Annotated in this window: 19 protein-coding genes and 2 pseudogenes; 10 read left to right on the top strand and 11 right to left on the bottom strand. The window is 68.5% G+C overall.

Annotated features, from left to right (window positions below; all coding sequences use genetic code 11):
• Positions 1-113 precede the first annotated feature (113 nt).
• Complete coding sequence (locus AB0K21_RS40590; protein ID WP_364157830.1) at positions 114-653, top strand: DUF4158 domain-containing protein; 540 nt, start codon at positions 114-116, stop codon at positions 651-653.
• Entirely contained in the window at positions 578-3,103 is a 2,526-nt protein-coding gene (locus AB0K21_RS40585; protein WP_364157827.1) for a Tn3 family transposase, read from the top strand. Before AB0K21_RS40590 ends, AB0K21_RS40585 begins: the two co-directional genes overlap by 76 nt.
• 60 nt (positions 3,104-3,163) lie before the next feature.
• Here the strand turns inward: AB0K21_RS40585 and AB0K21_RS40580 are convergent, their stop codons facing one another.
• The 4 genes from AB0K21_RS40580 to AB0K21_RS40565 form a co-directional block, all read right to left on the bottom strand.
• Entirely contained in the window at positions 3,164-3,946 is a 783-nt protein-coding gene (locus AB0K21_RS40580; RefSeq protein WP_343971137.1) for a class I SAM-dependent methyltransferase, read from the bottom strand.
• Between the two features lie 154 nt (positions 3,947-4,100).
• Positions 4,101-4,232, bottom strand: a complete 132-nt coding sequence (locus AB0K21_RS40575; protein WP_343971140.1) for a hypothetical protein — start codon at positions 4,230-4,232, stop codon at positions 4,101-4,103.
• Between the two features lie 59 nt (positions 4,233-4,291).
• Positions 4,292-4,936, bottom strand: a complete 645-nt coding sequence (locus AB0K21_RS40570) for a TetR/AcrR family transcriptional regulator (protein ID WP_343971143.1) — start codon at positions 4,934-4,936, stop codon at positions 4,292-4,294.
• An 85-nt stretch (positions 4,937-5,021) separates the two neighbouring features.
• Complete coding sequence (locus tag AB0K21_RS40565; protein WP_364157822.1) at positions 5,022-5,600, bottom strand: TetR/AcrR family transcriptional regulator; 579 nt, start codon at positions 5,598-5,600, stop codon at positions 5,022-5,024.
• A 172-nt stretch (positions 5,601-5,772) separates the two neighbouring features.
• Here AB0K21_RS40565 and AB0K21_RS40560 point away from each other — a divergent pair, with 172 nt between their 5' ends.
• The 7 genes from AB0K21_RS40560 (at position 5,773) to AB0K21_RS40530 (ending at position 12,052) form a co-directional block, all read left to right on the top strand.
• Positions 5,773-6,417, top strand: a complete 645-nt coding sequence (locus tag AB0K21_RS40560; protein ID WP_343971379.1) for a CatB-related O-acetyltransferase — start codon at positions 5,773-5,775, stop codon at positions 6,415-6,417.
• Positions 6,418-6,460: 43 nt separating this feature from the next.
• Complete coding sequence (locus AB0K21_RS40555) at positions 6,461-7,753, top strand: erythromycin esterase family protein (protein ID WP_343971149.1); 1,293 nt, start codon at positions 6,461-6,463, stop codon at positions 7,751-7,753.
• Positions 7,750-9,306: an FAD-dependent monooxygenase gene (locus AB0K21_RS40550; RefSeq protein WP_343971152.1), complete on the top strand. Its 1,557-nt coding sequence runs from the start codon at positions 7,750-7,752 to the stop codon at positions 9,304-9,306. Before AB0K21_RS40555 ends, AB0K21_RS40550 begins: the two co-directional genes overlap by 4 nt.
• On the top strand, positions 9,296-9,697 hold the full coding sequence (locus tag AB0K21_RS40545; protein ID WP_364157818.1) for a VOC family protein: 402 nt from the start codon (positions 9,296-9,298) through the stop codon (positions 9,695-9,697). Before AB0K21_RS40550 ends, AB0K21_RS40545 begins: the two co-directional genes overlap by 11 nt.
• Positions 9,698-10,093: 396 nt before the next feature.
• Positions 10,094-11,035, top strand: coding sequence for a site-specific integrase (locus AB0K21_RS40540; RefSeq protein ID WP_364157815.1), 942 nt, complete (start codon positions 10,094-10,096; stop codon positions 11,033-11,035).
• Positions 11,036-11,128: 93 nt separating this feature from the next.
• The gene (locus tag AB0K21_RS40535; protein ID WP_343971162.1) at positions 11,129-11,425 is read left to right on the top strand and encodes a hypothetical protein; all 297 of its coding nucleotides are present in this window, start codon (positions 11,129-11,131) and stop codon (positions 11,423-11,425) included.
• A 405-nt stretch (positions 11,426-11,830) separates the two neighbouring features.
• The gene (locus AB0K21_RS40530; RefSeq protein ID WP_364157811.1) at positions 11,831-12,052 is read left to right on the top strand and encodes a hypothetical protein; all 222 of its coding nucleotides are present in this window, start codon (positions 11,831-11,833) and stop codon (positions 12,050-12,052) included.
• A 28-nt stretch (positions 12,053-12,080) separates the two neighbouring features.
• Here AB0K21_RS40530 and AB0K21_RS40525 read toward each other — a convergent pair whose 3' ends face one another.
• The 3 genes from AB0K21_RS40525 to AB0K21_RS40515 all read right to left on the bottom strand — a co-directional run bounded on the left by AB0K21_RS40525 (position 12,081) and on the right by AB0K21_RS40515 (position 14,779).
• Positions 12,081-12,269, bottom strand: coding sequence for a hypothetical protein (locus AB0K21_RS40525; protein WP_343971168.1), 189 nt, complete (start codon positions 12,267-12,269; stop codon positions 12,081-12,083).
• A 101-nt stretch (positions 12,270-12,370) separates the two neighbouring features.
• Positions 12,371-13,216, bottom strand: coding sequence for a hypothetical protein (locus AB0K21_RS40520; RefSeq protein WP_364157808.1), 846 nt, complete (start codon positions 13,214-13,216; stop codon positions 12,371-12,373).
• Positions 13,217-13,825: 609 nt separating this feature from the next.
• Positions 13,826-14,779 (bottom strand): WYL domain-containing protein, encoded by a 954-nt coding sequence (locus tag AB0K21_RS40515; RefSeq protein ID WP_364157805.1) that lies wholly within the window; start codon positions 14,777-14,779, stop codon positions 13,826-13,828.
• Between the two features lie 56 nt (positions 14,780-14,835).
• On the opposite strand from AB0K21_RS40515, the gene AB0K21_RS40510 reads away from it, so the two are divergent.
• Complete coding sequence (locus AB0K21_RS40510) at positions 14,836-15,777, top strand: alpha/beta hydrolase (protein ID WP_364157802.1); 942 nt, start codon at positions 14,836-14,838, stop codon at positions 15,775-15,777.
• Between the two features lie 119 nt (positions 15,778-15,896).
• On the opposite strand, the pseudogene AB0K21_RS40505 reads toward AB0K21_RS40510, so the two are convergent.
• From AB0K21_RS40505 to AB0K21_RS40490, 4 genes and pseudogenes are all read right to left on the bottom strand, one after another.
• Positions 15,897-16,328 (bottom strand): annotated as a pseudogene (locus AB0K21_RS40505) (recombinase family protein); the annotation flags it as partial.
• Between the two features lie 87 nt (positions 16,329-16,415).
• Positions 16,416-17,050, bottom strand: a pseudogene (locus AB0K21_RS40500) (DUF4158 domain-containing protein).
• A 166-nt stretch (positions 17,051-17,216) separates the two neighbouring features.
• Positions 17,217-17,486 carry a hypothetical protein gene (locus AB0K21_RS40495; protein ID WP_364157799.1) on the bottom strand — a complete coding sequence of 90 codons (270 nt, stop codon included), beginning with the start codon at positions 17,484-17,486 and terminating at the stop codon, positions 17,217-17,219.
• A gap of 143 nt (positions 17,487-17,629) precedes the next feature.
• Complete coding sequence (locus tag AB0K21_RS40490; protein WP_364157796.1) at positions 17,630-18,118, bottom strand: hypothetical protein; 489 nt, start codon at positions 18,116-18,118, stop codon at positions 17,630-17,632.
• Positions 18,119-18,289: the final 171 nt, after the last annotated feature.

Raw genomic sequence — 18,289 nt, 5'->3', positions numbered from 1 at the left:
TCAGAAGCAGTACGTAGTGGTCACGGATGGGCGGTACTGGACCGTAGCGACATCTGTGCAGAGCAGGGTGCTTTGCGCATCTATAGCGATCGGGGGAGAAAGGGTCCCTGCCGATGCGCAGAGAGTGGGAGCTGGAGGACCTCATCGAGTGCTGGACACTGGATGAGGCCGAGGTCGAGTTACTGGCGAACAAGAGCGGTGCCACCCGTCTCGGGTTCGCGCTGATGCTGAAGTTCTTCGAGCTGGAGGGCCGATTTCCGCGCCGGGAGGACGTGCCGAAGGCCGCGGTCAACTACATGGCCGGCCAGGTGAAGGTGGATGCGGCTCTCTTCGCCGAGTACCGCTGGTCGGGCAGCACGATCGAATATCACCGGGCGCAGATCCGCCGCTTTCACGGCTTTCGGCAGCCGACGGTCGCCGACGAGGACAAGCTGATCTTCTGGCTGGCCGACGAGATCTGCCCAGTGGAGACGTCGCGGGAGCGGCTGCGTGCCGCGCTGCTGGCCCGCTGCCGGGAGGAGCGGACCGAGCCGCCCACGCCCAAGCAGATCGAACGGCTGGCCACGCGGCCGAGGCGATGTTCGAGCGGGAGTTCACCACCACCACGGCGCAGCGGCTGTCTGTCTCGGCTGTCGTCGCGCTGGAGGATCTGATCGCGGTCCCCGACCCTGCCCCGGAGGGCGAGGCCGGGCCGACCGAAGTGCGCAGCTTCCTGCAGGAGCTGAAGGAGGACCCGGGACCGCTGCAGTTGGAGACGCTGCTGACGGAGATCGTCAAGCTGCAGCGGGTCAAGGCCATCGGGTTACCGGAGGACCTGTTCGAGGGGACCTCAGAAAAGGTCGTGGAGGCGTGGCGGGCACGGGCGATGCGCATGTACCCGTCCGACTTCGCTGCCGCGCCGGAGCCGATCCGGCTGACCTTGCTGACGGCGCTGTGCTGGGTGCGCAAGGCGGAGATGATCGACGGCCTGGTGGAGCTGCTGATCCAGCTCGTGCACAAGATCAGCGTGCGGGCCGAGAAGAAGGTCGAACACGAGCTGAGCAGTGAGTTCCGGCGGGTGCAGGGCAAGCACGGCATCTTGGCCCGGCTTGCCCAGGCGGCCCTGGACCTGCCCGAGGAACTCGTCCGCAAGGCGATCTACCCGGTGGTGGGCACGGCCACGCTGGCCGACATCATCGCCGAGGCCAAGGCGAATGAGAAGGAGTTCCGTACCCGGGTGCGGACCAAGCTGCGCGGCTCCTACTCACGCCACTACCGTCGCGGCCTGCCCAAGCTGCTGCGCGCGCTGGACTTCCACTGCAACAACACCGCCTTCCAGCCAGTGATGGACGCGCTGAAGCTGGTGGACCGCTACGCCGACTCCGAGGCCGTCTTCTACGACGCCACCGAGACGGTGCCGATCGAGCACGTGGTGCCCGAGGACTGGCGGGAGGCGGTGGCCGATGAACGCGGCCGAATCGAGCGCATCCCGTACGAGCTGTGCGTGCTGGTGGCGCTGCGCAAGGCGATCCGCCGGCGGGAGATCTGGGTCGAGGGCGGCAAGATCTGGCGCAACCCTGAGGCGGACCTGCCGGCCGACTTCGACGACAACCGGGACGTGCACTACGAGGCCTTGAAGAAGCCCCGTGACCCGGCGGCGTTCATCGCCGATCTGCAGCGCCGCCACACCGCCGCGCTCGATCGGCTGGAGGCGGCGATGCGCAAGGGCACCACCGGCGGCGTGAAGATCACGCGGAAGAAGGGCGAGCCGTGGATCAGCGTCCCGCCGCTGGGCAAGCAGGAGGAGCCGACGGGTCTGAAGGCGCTGAAGGCGGAGATCTCCCGCCGGTGGGGCGTGATCGACCTGCTGGACGTGCTCAAGGAAGTGGCCCACGTCACCGACTACACCGACGCTTTCACCTCGGTGGCCTCGCGTACCGTCATCGATGAGGCGGTCCTGCAAAGACGGCTGTTGCTCTGCCTGTACGGGCTGGGCACGAACGTCGGGATCAAGCGGGTGGCCGACGGCGTGGCCGCGGCCGCGCTGCCGCCCGGACAGCTCGACAACGAGGCGACGCTGCGGCGCACCCGCCGGTTGTTCATCAACCGCGACAACCTGCGCGAGGCGATCCGCCTCATCGTCAACGCCACCCTGAAGGCGCGCGACACGGTGCTGTGGGGCGAGGGCACCTCGTGCGCGTCCGACTCGCGCAAGTTCGGATCCTGGTCGGCGAATTTCATGACCGAATGGCATGAGCGCTACCACGGGCCGGGGATCATGGTCTACTGGCACGTCGAACGGCGGTCGGTGTGCATCTACAGCCAGGTGACGTCCACGACCGCCTCCGAGGTGGCCTCGATGATCGAGGGCCTGCTGCGGCACCTGACCGATGCGGAGATCGATCGCGAGTACACCGATACCCACGGCGCCTCGATCGTTGGGTTCGCCTTCTCCGAAGTGCTGGGCTTCAAGCTGCTGCCGCGGCTGAAGAACATCGGGTCGGCGCGGCTGTACCGGCCGGGGACCGGCGAGGACGAGGCGTGGCCGCGCCTGGAGGCGGTGCTGTCGAACAAGACCATCGATTGGGATGTGATCGCCCGCCACTACGACCAGATGATCAAGTACGCGACCGCGCTGCGGTTGCGCACTGCCGAGTCGCACCAGATGCTGCGCCGCTTCACCCGCGGCGGCCCCAAGCATCCCACCTACCAGGCGATCGAAGAGCTCGGCCGCGTCATCAGGACAATCTTCATCTGCGACTACCTTGCGGACGAGGAACTGAGGCGGGAGATCAACGAGGGCCTGAACCTGGTGGAGAACTTCAATTCCGCCAGCAAGGACCTGTTCTACGGCAAGGCCGGCGACCTGACCGGCGACGACCGGGAGAACGTCGAGGTCTCCGCGCTGGCGCTGCACCTCATCGCCGCGGCCATCACCTACCTGAACACGCATCTGATCCAGATCGTGCTGCGGGATCCGGCCTGGCGAAAACGGCTGAGCCCAGCCGACCGGCGCGGGCTGACGGCTCTGTTCTGGTCCCACCTGAACCTGTACGGGCGCTTCGAGCTCGATATGAGCCGCCACCTGGAGCTGGACGGCGTGCCGCTGGGTCCGCCACTGTGACCAGCAGATGACGGACCCAGATGTTGGGTTCGGCATAGACGGCGTGGTCTTGGGCCAGACTCAGCGCCGCCTCCGCCTGGCAATCAGCATCTCGGTCATCAGTTGTTGCTCCCACTGACCCGTCGGATTGTCGGCGAGCAGCGCTTTACTCAGCGCCTCAACGAAGGCGTTCAGCCGATCGCCGAGTACGGCGGGTGAGCTGTAAGAGTAGGAGAGCTGTAGCCCGACTAGCCCCTCGACGTCCCACGCCAGCGGCCTCGTGAACGTACGGGATTCCAGGTCGCTGAACGGCGATGCGGCGAGGACGTCGTGGTGATGTTCGTCCGTGGCGTGAAAACAGTTGGCCGCTGCATCTATCTCGAGGTCGAAGTCAGCACATACACGCCGCTCGACCGACTGCCACGGCTGCGCGCACGGCTGCCATGGCCCTGCCGACAACCTTGCTGGTCCGATCAGAGCCACAGCGCCGCCAGACGGCAGTAGCTCATCCAGTTCCGCCAGCACCACTCTGCGGTCCATCCAATGAAATGATCTGCCCATAACCACGTGGTCGAACGGCGGCAACGCGTGCAGCGTGGTCGAGTCGCCCTGAATCCATATGATGTTGATGATGTCGGCGGCCAGTCGCCGCCCCTCGACCAGCATCTCTTCTGCCGGATCCACGGCGAGCACCGTCTTCACCTGACTGGCGAGTGGGATCGCGATCGTTCCCGGACCGCAGCCCAGATCCAGCACCCGGGTGTCCGCGCCGAGCGCTCTGGCCAGGTGCTCGACTGCCGCTTCCCCATACATCGGGCGGTATCGCGCGTAATACGGTGCAGCGCTGCCGAACAAGTCCGCCACACAAGGACTTTAGACGAGCGCAGCCGAAGCTCTGCAAGCCCGGGGACACAACAAACGCCCGGCTCGCGTGAGGTCAGAATGCCTTTCTGCTGACGGTCAGTCGTGCGTCGTCGCGGGTCAGCCCGTGGCTGAGGCCAGTCCTGCGGCGGCTTCGTCATGTTCGCGGAGCATGTGCAGGACGGTCGCGGCCGAGGGGTGACAGCCCCTCTTTCGCGCCGCTGGTGATGACGAGCCGGGCGGCGATGTCGCGCAGACTGAGGTCCTGGTCGCGCAGATGCAGGGCCATGGACAGCATGTTCTCGTCGGTGACGGACCTGTTCTGGTAGGGGCATATCGGGCAGGCGCCTAAGAGGGGTCGTTTGCGGGTGTGGGGCAGGTGAAGGCGCCCGCCTTGGCGGCGAGGGCCGTGGCCTTGGCCGCCTGGCCCGGCAGGTCCGGGTCGGGCGGTGTGCCCAGCAGCATCACCTCGTGGTAGAGCGGTGCGGTGGCGGTGACGAGCAGTCGCCGCGCGTCGGTGGCCGGCGGCAGTTCGCCGCGTCGTATGGCGCGCGCGACGATGACCTCGCAGCGGGCGTAGCGGTCCGCCCACAGCCGCCGCAGGCCGCGCGCGGCCTCCTCGGAGCGGAAGGAGGCGGCGAGCAGGGCCGCGGCGATCGACGGCTGGACGGTCAGTGCCACCAGGTTCTCCCGGTTGAGCGCCGCGAGGTCGCCCTCCAGGGAGCCGGTGTCCTCGGGCTGCCAGTCGTCGTCCGCGGTGGCCGCGAAGAGGTCGGCGAGCAGGCCGCCGACGTCCCGCCAGCGCCGGTACACGGTCGCGCGGTGCACGCCCGCGCGGGCCGCGACGGCGTCCAGGGTGAGCGCGTCGTAGCCGCGTTCGGCCAGTTCGGCGCCGACCGCGTCGAGTACCTGAGCGCGGGTGCGCTCGGTACGGCCGCCCGGGCGGCGGCGGGGCTCCGCCCGGACCTCGGGTTGCTCGGTGGACTGCGTCATGGCACTATCTTAATGTATAGAATGTCGCATTAATCCAAACTGGAACCGGAACGTACATCATCAACAACATCGGACGTCATATGCGTCAGCGGGGGCCCATCCCGGCGAAGAGAGCGTCGAGGATCTGGTCGACATACGCATGGGTCAGTGGCTCCTGAGTGATCAGGAGCTGGAAGTACAGCGGGCCGGACAGGATCGCCATCGCCAGGTCGAGGTCGAAGCCGGGCGACAGCTGTCCCTGCTCGCGGGCCGTCCGCAGGCGGGCGACGGTCTTGTCGGCCTGTGGGGCGATGAAGCGCTCGTTGAGCGCGGCGGCGATCTGGGGATCGTGCTGCGCCTCGCCGATCAGGGCTCTGAACAAGGGGCCGAAGGGTGGCTCGGCCAGCAGATCGACGGCCGAGTGGATCTGGGCACGCAGGTCGGCCATGATGTCGCCGGTGTCGGGGTAGTCCAGGCCGGGCTCGTTCGGCGACAACAGGGAGTCGAGCAGCAGGGCCGCCTTGGATGCCCATCGGCGGTAGATGGTCTGCTTGCTGGCGCCCGCTCGGGCGGCGACCGCCTCGATGCTCAGTTTGGCGTAGCCGATCTCCTGGCCGAGTTCCAGCGTGGTCCGCATGATGGCCTCGGTCCGGTCGGCGCCGCGGCGGTGGGGCGTGTCGGTCATGCCGACACTCTATCCGTACGGAACGTTCCGTACTTGACAGCAGGCGGCCGCCTTGGACATCATCCTATCGGTACGGAACGTTCCGTACGGATAAGAACGACCAGGTCACCCACCGTCCTCACGGTTCTTCACCTCACCATCGCCACCCTCACGGAAAGAAGATTCTTGCGTGATGCATGTTCCCGCCGACCCGACCGTGGTGCATCCCATGCCCGGGCAGCCCCGCTTGGTGCTGCTCAAGCCGCTGGTCACCTCGCCGCTGATCGAGGTCGGCGAGTTCTCCTACTACGACGACCCCGATGATCCGACCGCCTTCGAGACCCGTAACGTGCTCTACCACTACGGGCCGGAGAAGCTGATCATCGGCAGGTTCTGCGCGCTGGGCGAGGGGGTGCGGTTCATCATGAACGGCGCCAACCACCGCATGGACGGCCCCTCGACCTTCCCTTTCCCGATCATGGGCGGATCCTGGGCCGAGCACTTCGACCTCATCACCGGCCTGCCCGGGCGAGGCGACACCGTGGTTGGTAACGACGTGTGGTTCGGCTACCGGGCCATGGTGATGCCCGGCGTCCGCATCGGCCACGGCGCGATCATCGCCTCCGGCGCCGTCGTCGTGGACGACGTGCCCGACTACGGCATCGCCGGCGGCAACCCGGCCAAGCTCATTCGCCGCCGCCACAGCGACGCCGACGTCGATCGGCTGCTGGCCGTGGCCTGGTGGGACTGGCCGCTCCAGCTCATCACCGAGCACGTCCGCACCATCATGTCGGGCAGCATCTGCGACCTGGAGCAGGTCGCGGCCGCGCACGCCTGAGCCCCCTCCGCTGACCGTCCAGCACCAGAATCGAGCCATCAGCATGCCCGCTTCTCCCCACCCCGACCCGTTCGCCGGCTGGCTGGCCCGCCACGCCGCCCCGCTCACCCACCTTGACCCCGAGGCGCCGCTCGACGATCTGGAGCCGCTACGCGACCTCATCGGCGACGCGCGCGTCGTCGCGATCGGCGAGCACTCCCACTTCATCGACGAGTTCATCCGCCTGCGCCGGCGCCTGCTGCGCTTCCTGGTCGAACGCTGCGGCTTCACCGTCCTGGCCTTCGAGTACGGCTTCAGCGAAGGCTTCCCCCTCGACGCCTGGGCCCAGGGCCAGGGCACGGACGACGACCTGACGGCCCACCTCGCCGAGGCGGTCCCCGTGGGCGTCGGCGACCCGCTGCGCTGGATCCGCCGGCACAACGCCAAGGCCCCGCGGCCGGTGCGGTTCGCCGGCATCGACATCCCGGCGGCCGGTGGATCCCTGCTCCCCGCCCTGACCCCGGTCGCCGACTACCTGCGCCAGATCGACCCCGAAGCCCTCCCGGCCGTCCAGACGGCGACGCGGATCGCCGAATCGTTCGCCGGAACCTCCGCCGCCTCGGCCGCGCCCGCGTGGGCCCGCCTGCCCGCCGCCGACCAGGACGCCCTCACCGCCGCCCTGACCCGCCTGCTCATCCGCTTCCGCGCCGTCGCGCCGCTGTACGTCTCCCGCGGCGACCGGCACGCCTACGACATCGCCCTGCGCCGCCTCGAAGGCGCCTGCCAGGCCGACTACGGCTTCCGCGCCATGGCCGGCCTGTTCGCTGGAACCGGGCTGACCGCCGACACCTCGGCCCGCGACGTCTACATGGCTGGGTCGCTCCTGTGGCACCTGGAGCGCTGCGAGCCCGGCACCCGGATCGTGCTGGCCGCCCACAACGCCCACATCCAGAAGGCACCCATCTCCTTCAACGGGCAGCTCACCGGCTTCCCCATGGGGCAGCACCTGCACAACGCGCTCGGCGACGCCTACTTCGCCCTCGGCCTGACCAGCACCGGCGGCCACACCGGAGAAATGATCCGCGACGAGCAAGCGCGCTTCGGTTTCCGCATCGAGGACACCGCGCTACAGCCGCCGGAGCCGGGCAGCGTCGAAGCCGCCTTCGCCGGAGCCGGCCTCGGGCTCAGCATCGCCGGCCTTCGCCCGGCCCGCACACAGCTCGCCGCCACCGGCCCCGACCGCATCCGGCTGCAGAGCACCTTCCTGCACACCCCCGTCCTGGACGCCTTCGACGGCATCCTGCACACCCCGGCCTCCACCGTGGCCCGCACCCTCGAAGAAGGAAAAGCCCCGTGACCGACACCGATGTGATCATCGTAGGAGCCGGTCCCACCGGCCTCATGCTGGCCGCCGAGCTGCGCCTGGCCGGCGTACGGCCGCTGGTGCTGGAGCGCAAGCCGCACCGCCGCGACGTCCCCAAGGCCGGCGGCCTCGGCGGGCAGATCCTGCAACTACTGCGCTTCCGCGGCCTGCTGGAACGCTTCGAAGCGGCCTGCACCGGCCCCGTCCCGCCGCCCCGCTTCCCGTTCGGCGGCGTGCACCTGGACCTCACCCAGCTGACCGACCCGCCGCTGCACGCCCTGCCGCTCCCGCAACAACAACTGGAGCAACTGCTCGACGACCGCGCCGGCGAACTCGACGCCGAGATCCGCCGCGGGCACGAGGTGACCGGGATCAGCCAGGACGACGCCGGGGTGCGGGTGGACGTGCTGTGCCCGGACGGACCGTACCAGCTGAGCGCCCGCTACCTCGTAGGGTGCGACGGCGCGCGCAGTCGGGTGCGTGACCTGGCCGGCATCGGCTTCCCCGGCATCACCTACCCGGAGGTCAACCGGCTGGCCCAGGTCACCCTGCCCGACACGGTGACCGTGCTCGGCAACGGCGACCTCGACGTCCCCGGCTTCGGCACCATCCGCGCCGGGTTCACCCGCACCGACCACGGCCTACTCGGCATCGGCTCCTCGCCCGGCGCCACGAGCGTCTCCCTCTACACCATCGAGGACGAGAGCACCGAGTACGACGACGACGTCCCGATGACCCTGACCGAACTGCAGGACAGCATCCACCGCGTGCTCGGCGCGCACCTGCCCCTGGCCGGATCGACCCGGCTGTCGCGCTTCACCTTCAAGGCCCACCAGGCCGAGCACTACCGCAAGGGCCGCATCCTGCTGGCCGGCGACGCCGCCCACCTGTTCCCCGCCACCGGCGTGGCGCTCAACGCCGGCCTGCTCGACGCGGTCAACCTGGCCTGGAAACTGGCCGCCGACCTGCACGGCCAGGCGCCCGCCGGTCTGCTGGACACCTACCACACCGAACGCCATCTTGCCGGCGTCCGCACCATGCTGCACACCCGCGCCCAAGTGGCCCTGCGACGCGGGCACGACGCGGCCGCCGAAGCGTTGCGTGAGATGTTCCAGGAGTTGGTCACCGACGAGCAGCCCTTGCGCCGCATGGGAGCCATGGTCGCCGGCACCGACATCCGCTACCCGATGCCCGGCACCAACCCCCACCCCCTGACCGGCACCTTCGCGCCCGACCTCACCCTGCACACCGACCAGGGCGTGACCAGCGTCGCCGAACTCCTGCACCCCGCCCGGCCCATCCTCCTCGACCTCGCCAGCCGCCCCGACCTCCGCGAGATCGCCCAGGACTGGCGAGACCGCGTGGACATCCGCACCGCCAAGACCGACGAGCGACCCGCCGACGCCCTGCTGATCCGCCCGGACGCCCACATCGCCTGGGCCGCACCCATCGACGAACCCGACGGCACCGCCACGCCCTCGCTGCGTGAGGCGCTCTCCGCATGGTTCGGAACGCCTTCAAACATCGGAGAGAGACATGACAAGTAGACTCACCGAGTTGATCATCGACTGCCACGATCCGGAGCGACTCGCGGCCTTCTGGTGCGAGGTCCTGGACTTCACCGTGATCGACCGCAACGAAGGCAAGGTCGAGATCGGCTCCTGGGAGCCGACCGTCGAGCAGGTGCTGGCCCACCAGATGCCCCCCACCCTGCTGTTCATCCAGGTGCCCGAGGGCAAGACCGTGAAAAACCGGCTCCACCTCGACGTCAGCCCGATCGACGCCGGCACCGACGACGAGGTGACCAGACTGCTCGGCTTCGGCGCCGTCAAGACAAATGTGGCCCAAGGCCCAGACCGAAGCTGGGTGGTCATGGCCGACCCCGAGGGCAACGAGTTCTGCGTCCTGCGCACCCTGGCGGTGACGGACCACAGTTAGCTTCCCTGTTCCTGCCGCATCTTCGTCGGGTGGGTCGGTGTACAGGCCTCGGCTCGTACGACAGTCTCGCCGCCCACTCCGACCCGGTCACCATCGAGGTTGACGGCCATAGATTTTCAACGCTGCCCCGCTTGACCTCCAAGCAGGACAAAACCGGGAACCTTCTGGCAACAGCGGAACGGAGAGGAAACCTACGCAGGCGCGCTGATGATCGTCGCGGCGACCCCACGGTTCGCCAACCACCTCATGTACGTGATAATCGCTTATTATCACGTACATGAGCGATCACGGCGATGCGGCGACCAGGAGAACCCCTCGCCGGGATGGTGCGCGACTCCGGCACGTTATCCGGTACATCACCCACGCCGGCTCAGCGAGCATCGCCCGGCGGCCGGCATGAGCACGGCACCGAAAGTCTCCGCTCTGCGCGGCGGGCACGTCACGCTCGCTGCGGCCGCTGACGCATTCCTCGCCACGGCGCGCACGGCCAACCCCAACACCCACCGCGCCTACGCCTCGGCCATCGACCGCACCATCGCACTGCTCGGCCGTGACCGTCCGCTCGCCGAGATCGCCGACATCGAGATCGGCACCGCGCTCGCCGAACTGTGGGGTGCAAGCGCGCCGGCGACCTGGAACCGCAACCGCGCCGCCATCACCTCCTGGCTCGCCTGGTGCCAGACCAAGAAGCACTGGGCCGCCCCATCGGCCCCGGCCGAGGCCGAACGCCGCAAGGAGAGCGCCGACGAGACCCGCGCCGTGGCCAAGACCACGATCCACCGGCTGCTGTCGCGCCGCGACATCCCGCTGCGGGAGCGGGCGCTGTGGCGGATGCTGTACGAGACCGCGGCCCGGGCCGCCGAGATCTTGGCGCTGAACGTCGAGGACCTCGACCTGGAGCACCGCCGCGCTCCCGTCCGGTCCAAGGGCGGCGCCGTGGAGTGGGTGTACTGGGAGACGGGCACCGCCCATCTGCTGCCCCGCCTGCTCCGCCTCCCCGACGGCAGCGCACGCACCCGCGGGCCGGTGTTCCTATCCGAACGGCGCCCAGTCCCGGCCCGTCGCCCGGCCGCCGCCGACATCTGCCCGCACACCGGCCGCGCCCGGCTCGGCTACGACCGCGCCCGCGTCCTGCTCGACAAACACGCCGGACTCGACCTGCACCAGCTGCGCCACAGCGCCGCCACCCACCTCGGCGAGGCCGAGATCCCGCTCCAGCTCATCATGGGCAAGACCCGGCACAAGAACCCCCGCACCGCCATGCGCTACGTCAAACCCGGACCTGAGGCCATCGCCAAGGTCACCGAGGTCCTGGCGCCCCGCCGCCGTACCCACTGATCAGGCTCAACGCGCCCGCGTGTACTTGGTGACAGCTTCCTTAACGACAGGCCAACTGAAGGTGGGGGCATTTTTGGGGCGTACGGTTGATGTATGGCGAAGTCTCGCCGGTGTCGGCAGTGCTGGCGGCCGTTGCGCGCCACGGCCAGGGCCGACGCGCGCTACTGCGGCGTGGCGTGCCGGGCGAAGGCCCGCCGAGGCCGCCTGTATTGGAAGAAGGCCGTCGCGGTGGGGATCGCCGCAGCGCGTGGCCTGCAGGACGAGATCGGGCGGCACTGCCCGGTCTGTGGCGCATGGTTCGTCCCCGGCGTGGACGTCCGCCGTGACACTGTCTATGACCGGCCGCGATGCCGTACGGCGGCCTGGCGCGCCCGCCAGCGCGCTGCCTGAAGCGGCAAAGCCGCTACGCGAAGCCGTCACCAGCACTACCCGTGTGACAGATACACGCACGCCTGCATGCATCTGACCTGGGAAATCGCAGAGAACGAAGATGCCCGGGAACACACCGACTGGTGCAGCTCTGCTGCGATCGGCGGGGCCTGCCCGATCGGAACTCCACCACTTCCAACGGAAAGGACAGCCTGGGCACTCTTCCGAACACGACTGGCCAGCCGCTAACAGAATGTAACGACGATTACAGAGAGCTACTTTGGGGCTGGTCGCGCGGACCCGAGTGGAGGGCCCTCTACCGCTAATTTCTGCACTCAGCCTCCTCGAAGGCCGGTGACGGCGAAGACGACGGCGACAAGGTCATCGGGACCGTCGAGCGGAACGGATCCGGACGAGCGTCATCCGGTGAGCATGCTGAACGAGCAGACCCAGCGGGGTCGTATCGAGGCGGTCGCCTGGACGGTGAACTCGATCGGCCCCTCGCACACGCCGGACTTCACCGCGGCCGCCGCCACCCACCTGCTCGCCACCGGCACGCCGGTCCGCGGCCAGGGGAGCGGGGCCAGTAAAGCGGCCGCCCGGGCGGCGGCTGCGGCCGCGCTACTGGCCCGCCTCGACGCGATGTGACGGTGCCGGCCGCGGGCGCGGGTCGTGGTCAGAACTCGTCGTTGTCGAGCTGGCGGCGTAGCTCCTCGCGTTCGGCGCCGGTGATGCCGGTCAGCCACTCCCAGCGGGTGACCCGGCGTACCTTTCCTCGGGCCAGGTCGTGGGCCAGCACGATGCGGGAGGCTCGCCCCATCTCCTGCTCAGTGACGACGTAGGGGTTGGTCGCCTCCCACGCCACCTCGGCCCAGGAGGCGTGCTCAGCGATGTCGACGGCCGTACGGTAGGCCGAGCGCCGTACTCAGGGTGCCGGTAGGAACGCTGTTGTATGCCCGTATTGAGTCAGTCTGCGGGGGCGGTTTCGACATGGTGGTGGTGATAGGGGTACAGGTCCCTGCCGTGATCGATAACGGTGCTGCAGCGGTGCCGGACGATCTCGATCATCGACGCCGGGTCGAGATCCTCCTCCAGCCTGTGGTCCTCCGGCCTCAGAGCCGCCTCCACGTTGTAGTGCAACCGGCCGTCGACCAGGTAGTCGCGGCGAAAGTCGGTCGCCCACTGCGAGTTGCTCCCCCAGTCGTGCGAGAGGTCGTAGTACGGCCGTGACCGGCGCCGGTAGGTCCAGTACAGGGTGGAGCGGTCGGCGACCCCCGCGACCAGATGTCTCGCCCCGGCGGTGACGACGACTCCGGCCCGCATCAGCAGCATGGACCCGATCAGGTATCCGGGCCAGCGCTCCTCGACGATCGAGGGCGGCTCGTCGAGGTCGTCGGCCTGCCGCACCTCGACGATCTCGTGGAAGAACGGGTGAAACCCCCGTCGGGTGATCCGGGTCGCGCCCAGCGCATCGCAGAAGACGGGATAGACCTCGGTTGCGGGGAAAAGCGCGTCCGGGATCGGCCGGGCATCGTCAGGGGAGGTCTCCTGGTAGTTCATGATGAGCAGATCGAGGATGCGGCTCACGGCATACAGCCGCTGCAGCGGGCTGTACCCCTTTGGGGGCGGCTTGCCCAGAGCGATCAGGTGACTTTCGGGCCGACCCGCCTCCCGCACCTCCGCCACGTGTGCCGGGTGCTTCCGCAGCCACCGCAACAGCTCGTCGACCAGCCACCTCCCCCCACCTTCGTGGGTGTAGACGGTCTCAAACAGAGAACGCCAGTGGTGATCCGAGTAGAGATCATCGTTCATGCGCCCCAGGCTCTCGTGCGGGACGTTTGTCGGCATCCACCGGCAGGGGGACAAGGCCCTCCACTCGGGTCGGCGCCACCAGAGGTGTTGGTAAGAACCGTGACACCGGCCGCCAAATAGTTGATCTTGAGTGACGGCGGGACGGTGGCGGTCGGGAGTCTGCTGGGTCACCGCGCCCAGGGCACCGCCGCGGGGCGCCAGGTCGGTGGTGGCCTCGACGACGGCCACCGGGATGCTCCGGCCGCCTGGCGGACCGGCCCGCAGGACCCACGCGGCGGGACCGGCCCCACCCTGGCGCCCGCCTTAGTGCCCATCGCGGTGGACTGGCCGGACCCGGCGCTTGTATCAGCTCATGCAACTGACTGTCCGGAATCTGCTGGGCACCTCAGCTCTCGAAACTCCGTCTTGTCCGCTTCAAGAAGCGTGAAGATCTCCGCTGGTGCACGGTCCGAGAAGTGCGACAGCTGCAGGTCGCGTCGGCGTACCTGCGCTTCGCTGAACCGTAGGCATCGCAGGAAGATGACGGAAAGGCGATCGGCAGTACCTTCCCGCGATCGAATCATGCTCGTCGAGCATGCTCAGCACGTGGGCTGAGCGCCCGTGCCGGCGTCAGCTGTATCGCTCGACGAGCGCGTTGCCGATCGAGGCCAGGTGGTCTCGCACACCCGGGGGGCCGGTCACTTCGAGCCATTCGACCAGCCCGGCGAGTTCGCCGGCGAGGGTGTAGTCGTCGTGGCCGCGGATCACGACGTCGATGCGTCCGTCGGTCGTGGTGCCTCCGACTTCGAGTCGGTCGCCGAACCCGATCCGGAGAATGCCTATGGCGTGGGGCGCGCAGACGGCCTGGACCTCCAGAGGTGTTCGTTTGCGGTCGATCTCGTCGGCGATCTCGCGCCAGCTCTCGGCGAGGTCGAAGTCCTCGGGCCGGCGCACGGGATCGCCGGTCGGGTCGGCGGATGTCACGCGGTCGATCCGGAAGGTCCGTCGGCCGGTCTCGGTGTGGGAGACGAGATACCACGCCGGGCCTTTGGCGACGATGCCCAGCGGGTGGACGGTCCTCTCGGTTTCGGCGCCTTTGCTATCGACATAGCCGAGCCGCACCTGGACGCCGCGGATCACCGCGTCCTGGAGGTCGTCGAGGAAGCGAGGCGGTCGGTGCTCGACCCGGCTCGACCCCCATCGTCGCGGGTCCATGACCAAGGATGATGCTGCTGCTTCGGCTTGGGCGCGGAAGGGTTCCGGCAGGGCTTGGACGAGTTTGCGCAGGGCTGCTTTCACGGCCGGGGTCGCGGCCGAGGCCGGGCCGGCGACCAGGAACAGGGCGCGGGCCTCACCCGCGGTCAACCCGGACAGGTCGGTACGGGCGCCGCCCACCAGGCGCCAGCCGCCGCCCCGTCCTTGCGTGGAGTACACAGGCACCCCGGCCATGGCCAGGGCGTCGAGGTCGCGGCGGGCGGTGCGCTCGGAGACCTCCAGCTCCCGGGCGACCTCTGCCGCTGTCACCTGCTCGCGCCGTTGCAGCATGAGGAGGACGGCCACCAGCCGGTCGGTTCGCACGCCCACAAAGCTCCCACACAAACCGGTCATGAGATGACCGGTTTCGGCGCCAGGATGGCGCCATGACCTCAACCGATTTCCCCAAGCCCACCCTCATTCCGGTCAACGGTGTGGAACTCGAAGTCTTCGAAGCGGGCCGAGAGAACGCGGGAAGGCCCATCGTGCTCTGCCACGGCTGGCCGGACCACGCCTTCACCTGGCGCCAGCAGATGCCCGCCCTCGCCGCGGCCGGCTACCACGTCATCGCCCCGAACCAGCGCGGCTACGGCAACTCCTCCAGCCCGGCCGAGGTGACGGACTACGACATCGAACACCTGTCGGGTGACCTCGTCGCGCTCCTGGACCACTACGGATACCAAGACGCCACCTTCATCGGCCACGACTGGGGCGCGTTCGTCGTCTGGGGCCTGACCCTGCTGCACCCCACCCGTGTGAACAAGGTGATCAACCTGAGCTTGCCCTACCAGGAGCGCGGGGAAAAGCCGTGGATCGAGTTCATGGAAGACATGCTCGGCGGCGACTTCTACTTCGTCCACTTCAACCGGCAGCCGGGCGTCGCCGACGCCGTATTCGAAGACAACACCGCCCAGTTCCTCCGCAACCTGTACCGGAAGAACCAGCCGCCGCCGGAGCCTCAGCCGGGCATGGCACTGATCAACCTCGCCAGAGCGCAGACACCCCTCGGCGAACCCATCATGAGCGACAGCGAACTGGCCGTCCTCGTCTCCGCCTTCGAAACATCCGGATTCACCGGCGGCATCAACTGGTACAGGAACCTCGACCGCAACTGGCGCCTCCTGGCGGACGTGGACTCGATCATCGACCAGCCCGCCCTCATGATCTACGGCGACCGGGACCCGGTCGCGAGGTCGGAAAACCTGGCAGAGTTCGTGCCCAACGTGGAAGTGGTCTGCCTGGACTGCGGCCACTGGATCCAGCAGGAAAAACCCGAAGAAACAAACCAGGCCATTCTCAAATGGCTGGACAAGCGGAATGACGCCTAACGTCTCGTGATCCCAGCCTGCGAAAATGCCTGGCCACTGAGGGTTTTGGGCTCACTACCGGCAAGGCAGCTACCACCAGCCGCCAGCTGTGACTGATCCGCAGGTCAGGGCGATGGTGCTCAGGTCTCCGGGTTGTGGATGGTGGAGCGGCCAACGCTGTATTCGGTGGCGAGGTCGGCGAGGGAGACCTCACCTTCGGCGTAGCGGCGGCGGATGGAGCGGCGGGCGGGTGCGGGGAGTTTGGGCTGTTTGCCCTTGAGCTTGCCGTTTTTCTTCGCCAGCGCCATGCCTTCGCGGGTGCGCTGGTGCCCGATGTTCGCCTCGAACTCGGCGACCATGGCGAGGGTCTGAAGGAACAGTCGGCCGAACGGGCCGCTTCAGTCGTGGATGGTCATGCCGACACCGAACAGGACGCCCCGGCCAGACAGGCCCGTCAGGGTGTCGTTGGCCTCGGCCATGTTGCGGGCGAACCGGTCGAACTTCGTCACGGTGAACACGCTGCTGTCCCAGACGGCAGCGAGGGCCTGGTCGAGGCCGTTCCGGTTACGGTGGGTGGCGGTAAGCCCTGCCCCATCGGCTCGCTAACGCCACTGGCCGCAGGGTTGCTGCTCAAGGCCCGCGACCGCAACACCAAGTAGTTACTCAGCGCTACACGCCACCTGGCGGTAGCTATACGAGAACAGGGCCCCCTCCGGAACCTCCAACAGCCCGAACAACGCTCGCGGCAACCCCGAATCCGCGCGAGACGCCTGCCGGGCCACCGTCGCGAACAGCCGATCGTCTGCCTGATCCCGGATGCCGGAGACCAGCCGCTCCAGCATCCTCACACCCGGCAGCAGCACCCGGTGTCGCCGCAACCACGCCGCCGACTGATCGAACAACGCCGTCAGCCCCTCCGCGTGCGTCCACGCCCGACCATGCAGGAACGTCAAGAACTTCTTCGCCAGGACCCGGCCCTCCCACGTCTCCCGCTCCTCGAAGCCATGGAAGCCATAGGCGTCCCGGATCATCCAGGCGTGCTCATACGCCGTCTTCGGCCGCACCCCGTACCGCTTCACCTGCGACGGATCCACGATCCCCAACTGCACAGCCAGGTAGTCCACCACAGGCCAAGGCACCGCCAGGGGGTCCTCCAAGACAGCCCCTTGTACCGGACCGTCCCGATCTGGATCGCCACGCCCAGACGATGCGCATCTTGCCGCGACTGAGCAATCACGTTCCGATCGAACGCATCCAGGAAGAAGAACTTCTCCAGATCCGCCAGGGACGGCAACTCCTCGAACTCCGAGTACGCCTTGACCTGATCGTCAGACAAAATCCCACCGGCATGACCCAAGACCGTAAGCCCGCCGCGTATCCCCAGGTAACGGGCGCAAATATGCCAGAAGTCCAGGCCCTAACCAGGAACGATCAACCCCACATCCCCACCAAGATCAATCTCAGCGCCAACGGCTGTTCCCAGGTTCCTCAACCCCGAGGATGCCCGGGGTGCCGTCCAGGTCCTCCAGCGGTGGCAACGGGGCGAGCAGCTGGTCGACCAGCTGCTCGCCGTGCTGGGCGCGCTCGGCCAGCGCTTCGGCGCGGGCCTGGGCGACCGCGGTCGCAGTCCGGGCTTCGTCGCGCTCGCCCTGGGCTTGGCACACGGCCTGGTCTTGGTCGGCGAGTTCGGCGCGCAGCCCGGCGAGCTGGCCCGACAGCTCGGTGCGCACCTGGCCGGTCTCGGCGCGGGCCGCCTCAGCGTCCTGGTGTGCCTTCTGCCGGTCGGTCTCGGCGCGCTCGGCTCGGCTACCTGCGGTTTGCAGGTCGGCATGTGCCTGATCGAGAGCGGTGGTGCGCTCGGCCAGCGCGGTTTTCAGTGTGGCGATCTGCCGGTCGTGGTCGTCGGCTGCGGCCTTGGCCTGGAGGCGTTCGGCGTCCAGGACGCCTTGCGGGGGGCGGACTCGGTGGCGTCCTGCTGGGCGTGGGCACGTTCGGTTTCGTGCTCGCCGGCCGCGCGCCAGGCCTTGCGTTCGGACTCCTCGGCGCGCTGCTGCGCCTCGGTGGCTTTCTCTGCGGTCTTCTCGCTGGCGGCGATCGCGGCCTCGGCCCTGTCTTGGGCGACGGCGGCGCGCCGGCCGGCGGCGATGATGCGTTCGGTGGCGCGCTGTTCGGCGGCCACGGCGGCGGTGCGGGCCTCTTCGGCGGCGTCGATCTGGGTGAGCGCGCCAGTGGTCGCGGCGCTCAGCGCCTCGGTGAAGGCGGCCAGCTGGGTGCTCCACTGCTCGCCCGCGCTCAGCAGGTCGCCGCTCAGCGCGCCGATGCGGCGTAGCGCTTCAGTGACCGTCGGTGAGCGGCGATACACTGCGGCGGACTACGCGCTCAGCGGCCAGGCCCGGGCCCGCATCGCCGACGGCGTACCCGCCAACACCCGCCGCGCATATGAACGCCAATGGGCCGCTTTCTCCACCTGGTGCACCGAGCACGGCCGGGTCGAGTTGCCCGCCACCGGACACGCTGGCCCAATACGTCGAAA

This window comes from Streptosporangium sp. NPDC049248, assembly GCF_040678965.1.
Taxonomy (GTDB): domain Bacteria; phylum Actinomycetota; class Actinomycetes; order Streptosporangiales; family Streptosporangiaceae; genus Streptosporangium; species Streptosporangium fukuiense.
The sequence above is the reverse complement of the archived record's forward strand: the minus strand, read 5'-3'. Positions and strand labels throughout refer to the sequence as shown.

Bases quoted from the DNA above. Each gene is read 5' to 3' on its own strand.
- AB0K21_RS40545 (WP_364157818.1), top strand. From the start codon at position 9,296: ATGACAAGTAGACTCACCGAGTTGATCATCGACTGCCACGATCCGGAG.
- AB0K21_RS40565 (WP_364157822.1), bottom strand. From the start codon at position 5,600: ATGACCGACACGCCCCACCGCCGCGGCGCCGACCGGACCGAGGCCATC.
- AB0K21_RS40560 (WP_343971379.1), top strand. From the start codon at position 5,773: ATGCATGTTCCCGCCGACCCGACCGTGGTGCATCCCATGCCCGGGCAG.
- AB0K21_RS40575 (WP_343971140.1), bottom strand. From the start codon at position 4,232: ATGGCCCTGCATCTGCGCGACCAGGACCTCAGTCTGCGCGACATCGCC.
- AB0K21_RS40535 (WP_343971162.1), top strand. From the start codon at position 11,129: ATGGCGAAGTCTCGCCGGTGTCGGCAGTGCTGGCGGCCGTTGCGCGCC.
- AB0K21_RS40570 (WP_343971143.1), bottom strand. From the start codon at position 4,936: ATGACGCAGTCCACCGAGCAACCCGAGGTCCGGGCGGAGCCCCGCCGC.
- AB0K21_RS40585 (WP_364157827.1), top strand. From the start codon at position 578: ATGTTCGAGCGGGAGTTCACCACCACCACGGCGCAGCGGCTGTCTGTC.
- AB0K21_RS40510 (WP_364157802.1), top strand. From the start codon at position 14,836: ATGACCTCAACCGATTTCCCCAAGCCCACCCTCATTCCGGTCAACGGT.
- AB0K21_RS40540 (WP_364157815.1), top strand. From the start codon at position 10,094: ATGAGCACGGCACCGAAAGTCTCCGCTCTGCGCGGCGGGCACGTCACG.
- AB0K21_RS40555 (WP_343971149.1), top strand. From the start codon at position 6,461: ATGCCCGCTTCTCCCCACCCCGACCCGTTCGCCGGCTGGCTGGCCCGC.
- AB0K21_RS40590 (WP_364157830.1), top strand. From the start codon at position 114: ATGCGCAGAGAGTGGGAGCTGGAGGACCTCATCGAGTGCTGGACACTG.
- AB0K21_RS40520 (WP_364157808.1), bottom strand. From the start codon at position 13,216: ATGAACGATGATCTCTACTCGGATCACCACTGGCGTTCTCTGTTTGAG.